Source organism: Microbacterium oleivorans, assembly GCF_001644225.1.
GTDB classification, from domain to species: domain Bacteria; phylum Actinomycetota; class Actinomycetes; order Actinomycetales; family Microbacteriaceae; genus Microbacterium; species Microbacterium gawkjiense.
In genome coordinates, this window is sequence record NZ_LSTV01000002.1 from 166,600 (window position 1) to 178,771 (window position 12,172).

Annotated in this window: 7 protein-coding genes and 1 pseudogene; 2 read left to right on the top strand and 6 right to left on the bottom strand. The window is 66.7% G+C overall.

The genetic code is table 11. The features are described from left to right. Positions 1-115 precede the first annotated feature (115 nt). From AYL44_RS07365 to AYL44_RS07390, 6 genes are all read right to left on the bottom strand, one after another. The gene (locus tag AYL44_RS07365) at positions 116-3,298 is read right to left on the bottom strand and encodes a type I restriction endonuclease subunit R (protein WP_064002640.1); all 3,183 of its coding nucleotides are present in this window, start codon (positions 3,296-3,298) and stop codon (positions 116-118) included. Continuing rightward, the gene (locus AYL44_RS07370) at positions 3,295-4,461 is read right to left on the bottom strand and encodes a hypothetical protein (protein WP_064002641.1); all 1,167 of its coding nucleotides are present in this window, start codon (positions 4,459-4,461) and stop codon (positions 3,295-3,297) included. Before AYL44_RS07370 ends, AYL44_RS07365 begins: the two co-directional genes overlap by 4 nt. Positions 4,462-4,477: 16 nt before the next feature. After that, the gene (locus AYL44_RS07375; protein WP_064002642.1) at positions 4,478-5,140 is read right to left on the bottom strand and encodes a hypothetical protein; all 663 of its coding nucleotides are present in this window, start codon (positions 5,138-5,140) and stop codon (positions 4,478-4,480) included. Positions 5,141-5,213: 73 nt separating this feature from the next. Continuing rightward, the gene (locus tag AYL44_RS07380) at positions 5,214-6,350 is read right to left on the bottom strand and encodes a restriction endonuclease subunit S (RefSeq protein ID WP_082886143.1); all 1,137 of its coding nucleotides are present in this window, start codon (positions 6,348-6,350) and stop codon (positions 5,214-5,216) included. After that, the gene (locus tag AYL44_RS07385) at positions 6,347-7,951 is read right to left on the bottom strand and encodes a type I restriction-modification system subunit M (protein ID WP_064002644.1); all 1,605 of its coding nucleotides are present in this window, start codon (positions 7,949-7,951) and stop codon (positions 6,347-6,349) included. Before AYL44_RS07385 ends, AYL44_RS07380 begins: the two co-directional genes overlap by 4 nt. A 9-nt stretch (positions 7,952-7,960) precedes the next feature. Then, positions 7,961-9,937, bottom strand: coding sequence for a hypothetical protein (locus tag AYL44_RS07390; RefSeq protein WP_064002645.1), 1,977 nt, complete (start codon positions 9,935-9,937; stop codon positions 7,961-7,963). A gap of 192 nt (positions 9,938-10,129) precedes the next feature. Here AYL44_RS07390 and AYL44_RS07395 point away from each other — a divergent pair, with 192 nt between their 5' ends. Together AYL44_RS07395 and AYL44_RS14890 are read left to right on the top strand one after the other, a co-directional pair. Continuing rightward, positions 10,130-11,356 carry a DUF2130 domain-containing protein gene (locus AYL44_RS07395; RefSeq protein WP_064002646.1) on the top strand — a complete coding sequence of 409 codons (1,227 nt, stop codon included), beginning with the start codon at positions 10,130-10,132 and terminating at the stop codon, positions 11,354-11,356. Positions 11,357-11,920: 564 nt separating this feature from the next. Continuing rightward, positions 11,921-12,091: pseudogene (locus AYL44_RS14890) on the top strand (helix-turn-helix domain-containing protein); the annotation flags it as partial. Between the last annotated feature and the right edge of the window lie 81 nt (positions 12,092-12,172).

Here is a 12,172-nt window from a genome sequence, read left to right on the forward strand (position 1 = left end):
GTTAGCGGCCTGCTCGCGACCTCACGTGCGCGGATCGACCTCAGAAACCTCGGGCGCGCCGCACGCCTCTACAGGGCCGCGTGGAGCCTTGCCCCGCGTGCTGTTCTGGTCTGCCTCACTTCGTCCGGTCATCTGCATACCGCGGCGCCATCGACTCCATCTGATCCATGACGAGCTTGATCGCCTCGGGCTGCTTGTCGGGCGGGTACTTGTACTTAACGAGCAGCCGCTTGATCGACGAGCGCAGTTTGGCGCGCACGTCGTCACGCACAGTCCAGTCGGTGCGGACGTCGCGGCGCATCACCGAGACGAGCTCTCGGGCGATCTGCGCCAGCACGTCCTCCCCCTGCACGTCGACCGCCGACTCGTTGGTCGCGACCGCGTCGTAGAAAGCGAGCTCGTCGCTCGACAGCGGCGGGGAGAACTGAGTGCCGCGGGATGCCTCGGCGGCGACCTCCTTCGCCAGCTCCACCAGCGCCGCGATCACCTCAGCGGAGGTCAGCTGCTGGTTCGTGTACCGGTTCATGATCTCCGCGATCCGCTCCGAGAACGCCCGCTGACGAACCAGGTTGCCGCGGGTCGCGCTCGCGCCTGCGTCGGTGAGCGACTTGCGGAGCGCCTCGATCGCGAGGTGCGCGTTCGGTGCCGCCTGGGCCTTGGCGAGGAACTCGGGCCCGAGGTTGTCGAGGGCGAGTCGCGGGAGCCCGGCTGCGTCGTAGATGTCGAGGACGTCGCCCGGGGCGATGGAGTCGGCGACGAGAGATCCGAGCAGACGCGAGATCTCTTCGGGGACGGGTTCGTCACGCGACTGCCGTTCGGCGGCGTCGAACTTCGCCATCCACACACGGACCTCTTCGTAGAACGCGATCTCGTCGTGCAGCTCCGCCAGTCCGTCTCGGCCCGACGCGAGGGCCCACGCCCGCGCGAGGCGTCCGGTGGCGGCGCGGTACCGCGCCGAGAGCCGATCGTTCCCGAGGTCCGGATCGTTCAGCGGGTTCGCCGCGTCGCGCAGGAAGTTGGTGGCGGTGGTTGCCGCCGTCCGCCAGGCGCGGGAGCCGCCGCGCGCGACGATCTCCCGCCAGTCGCAGCCGGCGAGCATGTCGCGGATCTGGGCGACGAGCTCGGCGGCGATCGCGACCGCTTCGTCGACGTCTCGTCCGACGGGCTTGTTCTCGCGGTCCGAGGTCGTGTACTCGGCGAGGGCGTTCGCGAGATTGTCGGCAAGCGGCGCGTACGCGACGAGAAGGCCGTCCTCCTTGCCGCGGAACGTGCGGTTGACGCGCGCGAGGGTCTGCATCAGCAGCGCACCTTTGAGCGGCCGGTCGAGGTAAAGCGTGTGCAGCGGCGGGGCGTCGAAGCCCGTCAGCATCATGTCCTTGACGATGACAAGTTCGAGCTCGTCGTCGGCATCCTTCAGCCGGGCCTTGATCGCCTTGTTCTCCGAGTCCCGGCGCACGTGATCGCTCACGGGTGGCTGATCGGATGCCGACCCCGAGTAGACGACCTTGATCTTGCCGGCATCCAGCGCGTCGGAGTGCCAGTCGGGCCGCAGCCGGACGATCTCGGCATACAGCCGCGCGCAGATCTCGCGCGTGCCGCCGACGATGAGCGCCTTGCCGGGAGATTCGAGAAACGGCTTCATCCGCTCTCGCCGCTCCTCCCAGTGCTGAACGAGATCGGCCGCGAGTGTCTCGATGCGCTCCGGCGCCCCGTAGACGGCGTTGACGACGGCGACGGATGCCTCGAGCCGCGCACGCTCCGTGTCGTCGAGTCCGATCGTGTACTCGTCGGCAGCGCGGTCGATGTCCTCCTCGCTCGAGCCGTCGGCGAACGACACCTTGATCAGCCGCGGCTCGAAGTAGACGGGCACGGTCGCACCGTCGTCGACCGCCCGGGTGAGGTCGTAGACGTCGATGTACTCGCCGAAGACGTCGCGCGTGTTGCGCTCGGCGAACGAGATCGGCGTCCCGGTGAAGGCGATGAGCGTCGCGTTCGGGAGGGCATCGCGCAGGTGGCGGGCGTACCCGTCAAGGTCGTCGTAGTGGCTGCGGTGCGCCTCGTCGACGACGACGATCACGTTGCGGCGGTCGGTGAGGAGCGGATGCTGCGTTCCCGACGCCTTCTCGGTCTCGGTGAGCCCGAACTTCTGCAGCGTCGTGAAGTAGATGCCGCCGGTCACCCGATTGCGCAGCTCGTCGCGCAGCTGTGCGCGCTCGCGCACCTGGACGGGCTTCTCGGCGAGCAGCAGGCTCTGGTCGAAGGTCTGGAATAGCTGCCCGTCGAGTTCAGTGCGGTCGGTGACGACGATGACGGTGGGGTTCTTGAGCTTCGGATGCCGCGACACGAGATTCGTGTACAGCTCCATCTCCATCGACTTGCCCGACCCCTGCGTGTGCCAGACCACCCCGGCCTTGCCGTTGGTCTCGACCGCCTGCACCGTTGAGCCGACCGCCTTCGTCACGGCGAAGTACTGGTGCGGCTTCGCGATGCGCTTGGTGAGCCCGTCGGCGTTCTCATCGAACGCGGTGAAGTTACGCACGAGCTGCAGGAACCGCTCCTGGTTGAACAGCCCGTTGAGCGCGTCGTCGATCGGCTCGACGGACACCCCGTCCTCGATCCGCGGCTGCGCGAGCGGGTTGCCGTCGTCGTCCACGTTCCACGGCGCGAAGTGGTTCAACGGCGTGAACGGAGTGCCGTACTTCGCATCGATGCCATCGGTCGCGAGCGTGAGCACGCAGAACCGGAACACCATCGGGAACTCGCGCAGATACGTCTGCAACTGCGCATGCGCCGGGGCGACGCCGGTGGATGCCGAGCCGGCACGCTTCAGCTCGACGATGACGAGCGGCATCCCGTTGACGAGCAGCACGATGTCGAAGCGACGGTGCAGGTCACCACGCCGGAGCGTCAGCTGGTTGACGGCGAGCCAGTCGTTGTCCGACGGGTCGTTGCCGAGCAGTCGGAGCCGCGGGTTCTGTTCGATGCCGTCGAGGTCGATATAGCTCAGCGGATATCCGCTGACGAGGTATTGGTGGATGCGGTGGTTCTCGGTGAGCCCATCCTGCGACTTCGGCGCCGCGATCTCCGCGACCGCCTGCTGCAGATACTCGCCGGGGATGCCCGGGTTAAGCCTGCGAAGTGCCTCGAGCAGGCGCGGTCGGATCAGCAATTCATCCCACGCGTCGCGCTCGCCTGTGCCGGGCGCGACTTGATCGCCGTGGAGCGGGCGCCAGCCGAGAGGCTCGGCGAGCGTCTCGAGCGCGTCGTTCTCCCAGTCGGCCTCGGACAGAGGCGTCATGCCGGCTCGTCCGCCTCGGCGACATCGTGACCGTCGTCGCTATGGGGTTCGCCCGAAGGCTGCTTCTTCTTGTCGCGCTTGAACAGACCGGCGACAGCGTTCGCGGTGCCGGATGCCGCGTTGCCCACCGCGCGCACGGAACCGACCGCCGCACCGCCCACCGCCTTCGCCGTTCCACTGGCAGCACCACCAACCGCGTTGGCCGCGTCCTTCACCGCAGTGACAGCGCGCGGAGCGTCGGGAATCCCGTCACCGTCGATGTCGACGCTCCGGAACATCTCCGTCGCGTCGACCATGCGCTCCCAGACGTTCTCGCCGAACTCCTTCGCGGACTCGGAAGCAGCGCGCATCGCGATCACCGCCTTGGACGGATCCGGGATGCCGTCTCCGTCTTCATCGACGAGCTCCAGCCACCCGGGCCACTCCTCGGCGGGCGCCGAGAAGCCGGTCCGGCATGACTTCACGACGCTGCTGCCGAAGTAGAAGCTCGTGGCGGCGCCGGCTGCGGCGCCGATCACGGGGATCGCCTTGGAGCTGATCTTCACGGTACCCATGACGGCGCCCTTCGCGATCGCCTCCCGAGCAAGCACGATGGTGACGGGGACGAGTGCCGAGTCAGGAAGCTGCTGCGACAGCAGGTCACCCCACTTCGGAGCGGCATTCGATGCGACAAGCCCCGCCGCCCCACGCGCTCCGGCGATGGACGCGCCCGCAGGAAGCGCGGCGAGCACCATCGACGTGACCTGATTCTTCTTCTTCTCACCGAGGAGCGCGCCGAGCACGATCGCCTTCGCTCGGTCCGGGTCGTCGACCGGCACGCCGCGAAGCTCGGCCATGCACAGCGCGAACAGCGCGGTGGTCTCGTAGAAGAAGATGAGGTCGCCGACTCCGAGCCCGATGGCGATAGGAACACCCACGGCGGGGATGGAGGCCGAAGCGCCGATCGCTGCACTCGCGGCCGTCGTGGTCGCGACGTACTGCGACTCGATCGTCTTCATAACCTCGGCGGGTGTCGCGCTCGGCTTCTTGCGCCGAATCTCCTTGATGTACGCCGTCGCTGCCGGCCGCTGCACAGCGATCGCCTTGAACACGCGATCCTGGAAGTCGTCGGGCAGGGCGATGGCCGGTGCGGCGGTGATCACCGCGTCCTTCTTGGGGCTCATGTGGTGTCTCCCGGGGTCACTCGGTGAACTGGAACTCGACGGTGATCGCGGGGTCGATGGCCTGCACGATCTTGGAATAGAACAGCTTCGCCTGCTCCATGAGGACGGGCCGGAACCCGTCGATGTGCTGCTCCACCACCTGGGCCGACAGCAGCTCCTCGAACACCTCGGTCGTGTCGATCTCGGGGGTGGTCCAGCTCAGGAGCCCGTTCTCCTCGTCCGCGATGCTCAGGTCAGGGTTGGCGTAGCCGAGGTAGATGAACTTCGGGATCGTGATGAGGTACGCGTTGTCCCCCATCTGGCTGATCTCGACGTCCTTGCCTTCGATGCCGAACTTCGCGTCGTACTCATAACGCACCAGCACGGAGCGATCACTGCCGGGAAGGGTGAAGAGGTCCCAGTCACCGATCGCGAAGTTCAGACCATCCTCACGCTTCTCCTCCACGTCGGTCATGCCGGCCGTGACGAGGATCACCTGCTCCTCGCCCTTGATCGACCGGATCACCTGGGTGTCACGAGACTCGTTCGCACCGAAGATCTTGCCGACGTTGAAGCTCACGAGCGCGGCCGCGACGATCACCGCGAGAATGACGAAGACGAGCAGGATTTTCGCCCAGATGGGCGTCTTCCTGACCGGCTTCGGTGGGATCGCCGTGGGAGGCGTGGCGGTAGCGGTCATGCGGTGGATCTCCCCAGATGGATGCGGCGGTGCATTCGTACTTCGAACCTAAAGGCTGTGCAGGCGTGCTCGTTCACACGCCCGCCTGAACAATCAGATCCTCTGCGTCGCGGACGCGGAGCTTGCCCGACATGAGCTGAGGTAGAAGCGCGTCGCGCGTCGCGGCGAGGATGCGATTCTCGGCAATTGCAGCCACGGTCGATTCGCGGACAGCATCAAGTCGATCAGTGAGACGTTCGACCTCGATTGCATCCGGCCACCAGATCTCGACGGCAGCAAGGTCCTTCCAACTCGTGCGCGGCATCCGGGTGCCCTCGCTCGCCGAAACCACCTGTTCGATGACGGCGTCGCTGGTCAAGGCCGCGAGCAGCACACTTGCGAGCTGAGGATCCTTGGAACGGACGACCAAAATGTCGGTGGAACAGATTCCGCTTCCCGGGGCCCAGACCACCTTATGGAAGTAGGGGCGGAGCTTGCCGAAGAGGACGTCCCCGGCCTCGAATCTGGACTTCGTGCTGGTCACCTCAGCAGCTTCGCCGCCGTCCGTCAGCCACATGTGCCGTCGCCCGATGTGCTCGAGTCCAACGTAGAGATCGTGGGGTGCCACACGAGAAGGATCCACTCCTGAACGAGGTGAGCTAGCGACCTCCGAGACCCGAACGCGACGGCGGCCCAATGACGCGTATTCAGCGCGTATCAGCGCATCGGCGGTGGCGGCGAGGGCGGTGTTGGCGGCGATCTTGTCGTCGAGGGCGCCCAGCACCTCGGCGATCGCCTGCTGCTCGACCCGCGGGGGAACCGGGACGCGATGACGAAGAATTTGGTCCCGCGACAGGTTAGGGAAAACGGAGCCAGAAACGCCAGCGAGAAGGTCCGGCAGAGAGGCGTCCAGCGCGTATTTGACGATCCGGCTGTCGACACCATCGCGCGCACGGAGGGCCGCGATTCCGCGGCCAATTGCGTAGTCCTGATCCGCACGATTCATTCGTCCCGTAGTTGACCCACGGACGCAGAAGAGGACATCGCCAGCACGCGCAAACCGGACACCGGCATCCGTCCACTGCGCCGGGACCGGATGTTGCTGGCCGAACTCTGTCGGACCGTTCAAGAGCGGTAGCCCCGTAGGAGTGCGGCGCACCGTATCGCCTTTCGGCGACTGACCCATCTCAATGCTCGCGAGGTCCTCAATGGTTCCGATCGAGTACCTCATGAGAGCCTCGCCAACTGCTCACGAACCACCTCGGTCAGCTTTGCAGATACGGTGAACTGCGCCTCAAGCTCCGACCGCAGTCGAGCAAGCTTGTCGTCGAGCGGCTCGCCGTCATCCTCCGCTTCAGCGGCACCGACGTACCGCCCGGGTGTGAGCGCGTAGTCCGCGGCCTTGATCTCAGCGAGTGGCGCGGAGTAGCAGAATCCCGGAATGTCCGTGTATTCAGCTGGAGAGGCATCTTGCTCAACGCCACGCCATGCGTGGAACGTACCGGCGATGCGGGCGATGTCCTCATCCGAGAGCGCACGTTCGGCGCGATCGACCATGTGGCCGAGGCTCCGGGCGTCGATGAAGAGCACCTCGCCCGCACGCGCACCCTTGTCCTTCGCGAAGAACCAGACACACACGGGGATCGGCGTCGAACGGAACAACTGGGTCGGCAGCGCGACCATGCACGAGACGAGGTCGGCTTCAACGATCTCAGCGCGGATCTGGCCCTCGCCGCCGGAGTTCGATGACATCGACCCGTTTGCCATGACGACGCCGGCCTGTCCGCCGGGAGCGAGCTTGGAGAGGATGTGCTGGATCCACGCGTAGTTCGCGTTTCCCGCCGGGGGCACGCCGAATCGCCAGCGCGGGTCGGACTCGTTGCGCGCCCAGTCCTTGATGTTGAACGGCGGGTTCGCCATGACGAAGTCGGCCTGCAGCTCGGGGTGCAGGTCGCGGGCGAACGTGTCGCCCCAGCGCGGCCCGAGGTTGCCGGTGAGCCCGTGAATGGCGAGGTTCATCTTCGCCATACGCCACGTGCGCTCGTTGAGCTCCTGTCCGTAGACGGAGATGTCGGAGCCTTCGCCGTGGTGGGCGTCGATGAACTTCTCGGCCTGTACGAACATGCCGCCCGATCCGCACGCCGGGTCGTAGACGCGCCCGTGCGTAGGTTGGAGCATCTCGACGAGCACGCGCACGACACCGGCGGGCGTGTAGAACTCGCCGCCCCGCTTGCCCTCGGCGGCGGCGAACTTCTCGAGGAAGTATTCGTACACCTCGCCGAGCAGGTCGCGCGCGCGGCGCCCGTCCGAGCCGCCCTGCCCCTGCGTCGCGAACCGCGCCGAGTTGAACAGGTCGATCAGCTCGCCGAGGCGCCGCTGGTCGACGTTGTCGCGGTTGAAGATGCGCGGCAGCGTGCCCGACAGCTGCGGGTTCGCCTGCATCACGGCATCCATCGCCTCATCGATGAGCAGGCCGATCGACTTGTCGACGCCGTCGACCGATCCGCCCTTCGCGTGCTCGGCGAGGAAGCCCCATCGCGCGTTCGCGGGGACCCAGAAGACTCCGCGGCCGGTGTACTCGTCGGTGTCGTCGATGAGCTCGTCGATCTGGTCGTCGTCGTACCCGTCGGCGGCGAGTTCGGTACGGATGCCGGCGCGACGCTCGTCGAACGCGTCGGAGACGTACTTGAGGAACACGAGGCCGAGGATGACGTCCTTGTACTGGGAGGCATCCATCGAGCCGCGGAGCTTGTCGGCCGCCTTCCAGAGCGTGTCCTTCAGCTCTTTCATGGTCGACGGCGCCGCGGGTGCGGCTTTTGGTGTGCGGGGCATGGGTGTTCCTTACTGCGTCTCTGCCGCGTCCGCGGCGTGGTCCAGGTCGATCATGGTCACCGCACCTGATGTCGCACCGGCGACCATCAAGTTGGCATAGTCAGTGAGGCGCGCGGCACGGGCCTCGAGGCCTCGGCGGGCGGCCGCGATGTCGGCGATTGCCTGTCGGAGCGGCGCCATCGTGCGCGTGGCGACGCGACGCAGCGTCCATCGCTTCCACGCACCAGGCCCGGCAGGCGCACCTGTGATGTCTGCGGCGATGATCTCGGGCACGAGACCGCCGGGATCAGCGGCCGTAATGCGCAGCACGCGGGCCGGGTAGGCGACGACTTTCGAGCCGTCGGGGTCGACCCAGGCGGCTGCGGTGGGGCTGGTGCGGAAGATCACGTCGCCGGGGCGTGTCAGCTGTGCGGACGGATGCTGGGTCGCGAACGCGAACTGGTCGACGCGCGTACGGCCGATCGACGCGGGCTCGTCGAGGTCGGATGCGGTCACGACGACGAGTCCTTCCGAGCCCAGCAGGTCAGGATGGAGGCGGGTGCCCTGGATCCTCCTCACGTGTCCGTCCCTGATCAACTCCGCTACGGAAGCAGCGCGCGGGACATCGTGCGGCTCCGGGGCGATCTCGATCGGGGCGAGGTCGGCACGGACTGCCTCGGCCGCGATGTCGAGGAGGGCGGGAAGTTCTGCCGCCTCCTCGGTCGTGGCCGCGGGTTTCCGCGTCACCGATGCCACCAGTGATCCGCTCCGTGCCTGGAGCGAGGCCGTACGCACGAATGCCGCGAACCGGAACTGGTGGGCACGCAGATCGTGAGCGGTTCCCATGCCCGCCATCAGGTCCGAGATCAGGTCGGCGCGCGTCGCGGGAGTGAGCTGCACGCCGGTGAGATCTGCGACGGCGGTGATTCGCTGCGCGGGTGCGACCTCGAATGTCGGCTCGCCGAGAATCCAGAGCGCGAGCGATTCGCGGACCGCGCTGTCGACGAGACCGGTGGACAGGCGCGCGATTCCTCTGACGCGGCCGGAGCGAAGGATGTCAGTGCGCGCCCGCTCGTCAGTGGGGGTCAGCGGGTCTACGAGTGCCCGCGCGGGGCCGATCACGACCCCCGCGTCCGAATCCCGTAGCGACAGGGAGACCTCGTCGAGTGCTCGCAGGATCCCGGCGACATCTGCGCCCGCAACGGACGGGACACGGGCGACAACGACCGAGCCTGTCGCCGGGTCCGCTGCTTCGTCGATCCAATGCCCCTCGACGAGCAGATGCCGGCGGACCCGGCGGGAGTCTGCGCCGGCGGGCAGAACGATGTTCACACTGGCGCCGAGTCTGCTCGCGACTGTCGAGGACAACGCGGCGTCGCCGGCATCCAGCGTCACCGTGGCGTCGCCGCCGGCGAGGGCGACCGCAGCGTCGACGACCAGGTCGATCGCGTCGGCAACGAGAGGTCCAGCAGAGCCCGCGGCGCGGTTCGACGCTGCGTGGCGGCGGGCGATGAGCGCCAGCGCCGCCGCCGGCGAGTATGCGGCGTCGACCAGGCAGGTCGCGTAGGTGACCCACCGCGCACCGCGGTCCAGGTGTGCAGCGATCTCGCGCCGGAGCACCAGATCGAGCGGGTCGACGTTAGCGGCCGCCTCTTCGATCTGTGAAGGCGTGAGTTCGTCGAGGTCCTCGACCTGCGCGTGCAGGGCAACGAGCGCCTGCAGTTCGGCGACCGCGCCCGCGTCGGAGAACGAGAAGTCCGAGGGAGCTGCAGCCGCGGCAGCATCCCCACGTGCCTCCGGGTTGTTCCCGTGCCCGGTGCGTACGAGCCAGTCGGCGACCTGCTCCGCCTCGAAGCGCGGCCGACCGCTCCCATCGGCGACGGGTGCCGGGAACGGATCCACCGTCGACGCGAACCTCGAACGCCACATCGATGCCACGGGTCGCCGCACGCCGGCCAGCCGGGCGACGCCGGTCAGGTCGAGGAGGAGCGCGGGCGTTGTGGACATGAGGCAAACGTACTCGGAACGATCGACGTTCGACCGCTGTAGCTGATAAGGCGTCTTATCAGCCAACTGTGCCTAAAGCAACGCGAGTTCGTCCACGATCTGTTCGGCGGCATCACGTCGCTGTCGCAGGCGGGGCGTTGCTGGGGGCCGCCCCGCCTGCGGGATCCGCTCCCCGCCCCTTCGGAGAAACCCATGACCCACATCACACCTAGCACCGCTGCGAACGAGATCAAGTGCCCGCACTGCGGCACCCTCTTCACCATCGACGAGGCGCAGTACGCCGACATCGTGCAGCAGGTGCGCACCACGGAGTTCGAGCACGAACTTCACGCACGTCTCGCGGAAGCCGAGAAGACCAAGGCCACCGAGATCGCCCTCGCTGTCGCCAACGCAACACAGCAGGCGCACAAGGTGAGCGCCGCCAAGGACACCGAGATCCAGCAGCTCACCTCCGCGCTCACGTCGGCGGCGACCGAGCAGGAGCTTGCCGTCGCGAAGGCGGTCGCGGCGGCGGAGAAGGACCTCAACGAGGCAAAGAGCAAGCTCAACCTCCAGGCGGCCGAGCAGAAGGTCAAGGACGCTGCGCTCAGGGAGTCGCACACCAAAGAGCTCGCTCTCAAGGATGAGCTCATCGCCCGCTACAAGGACATGAAGGCGAAGCTCTCGGTGAAGCTCCTCGGCGAGACCCTCGAACAGCACTGCGAGATCGAGTTCAACCGCATGCGGTCCCTCGCCTTCCCCGACGCCACGTTCGGGAAGGACAACGACACATCCGCCGGCACGAAGGGGGACTACGTCTTCCGGGATTTCAGCGACGACAACGTGGAGTACGTCTCGATCATGTTCGAGATGAAGAACGAGTCGGACGTCACCGCCACGAAAAAGAAGAACAGCGACTTCTTCGCCAAGCTCGACAAGGACCGCAACGACAAGGGCTGCGAGTACGCAGTGCTCGTCTCGATGCTCGAAGAGGACTCCGAGCTCTACGCCGGCATCACCGACGTCTCGCACGAGTACCCGAAGATGTTCGTCGTCCGGCCGCAGTTCTTCCTGGCGATCATCGCCCTGCTGCGCAACGCGGCACAGGACACCATCGTGGTCAAGGCCGAGCTCGAACAGATCAAGAAGCAGAACATCGACATCACCGACTTCGAGTCGGAGCTCGAGGGCTTCAAGTCGGCGTTCGGTCGCAACTATCAGCTTGCCAAGGGCAAGTTCGATACCGCGATCAAGGAGATCGACAACGCGATCGATCGACTCCAGAAGGTCAAGGACAACCTCCTCGGATCCGAGAACAACCTCCGCCTCGCGAACGACAAGGCGACGGCACTCACGGTCAAGAAGCTGACCCGCGGGAACCCGACCATGGCGGCCAAGTTCGCCGAGCTGGAAACGACCGACGAACAGGACGCTGCGTAGCACTTCGCGGGGGGAGCTCTCCGTCCATGAGGGCTCTCCGCCGCGGCGTCGCCCACCGGCGGCTCAGTAACGATCGATTCGAAGGAGGGAAGCTGATGACACGGCTGAGAACACGTACCTGGAGGAAGGTCCGCTTCCGCGATCACCGCGAAGCAGTCACCGCGCTACATACCGTCGTGATGCTCCGACAGCGAGCAGAAGAGGCGGCACTGCCCACACGGAGGCGCGAGGTGCGCAGCTACCAATGCGAGGCCTGTCGCGGATTCCATCTCACGAGCCTGGTGGCGTAGCTGACAAGGTCGGCGCGTCGCCGTGCATGTGTAGGACATGGGACGCACCAAGACACCCGCTGAACGATTCGCGACGATGCCCGCCGACAAGCACGGCGTGCGCAGCGGCTACACCTATTGGGGTTGCCGGTGCGATGCGTGCACCCGAGCCGACCTCGCGTACCGGCGCCCCACTACCGACCGAGGGCCGATCCCGGACACGGCGCACGCAACGGCCGCGGGCTAACGATACTGGGGATGCCGCTGCGACGCTTGTGCCTTCGCCAACCGGACAGTGGCACGCCAACGACGCGACGCGCGACGCGGCCCGGCACCCGAAGGACCCACGGTCACGCGCCGCTACCAGTACAGGATCGACGCGACGCCCGCGGTGCGCACCGCACTCATGCGGGTTTTCGGCGGGTGCCGCTTCATCCACAACGCGTACATCGCGATGGCCCGCGACGCATTCACCAACGGCGATGCCCACCCCACCCTCGGTGAGGCCACGAAGACCCTCATCACCCAGGGCCGAGCCAACCCCGAC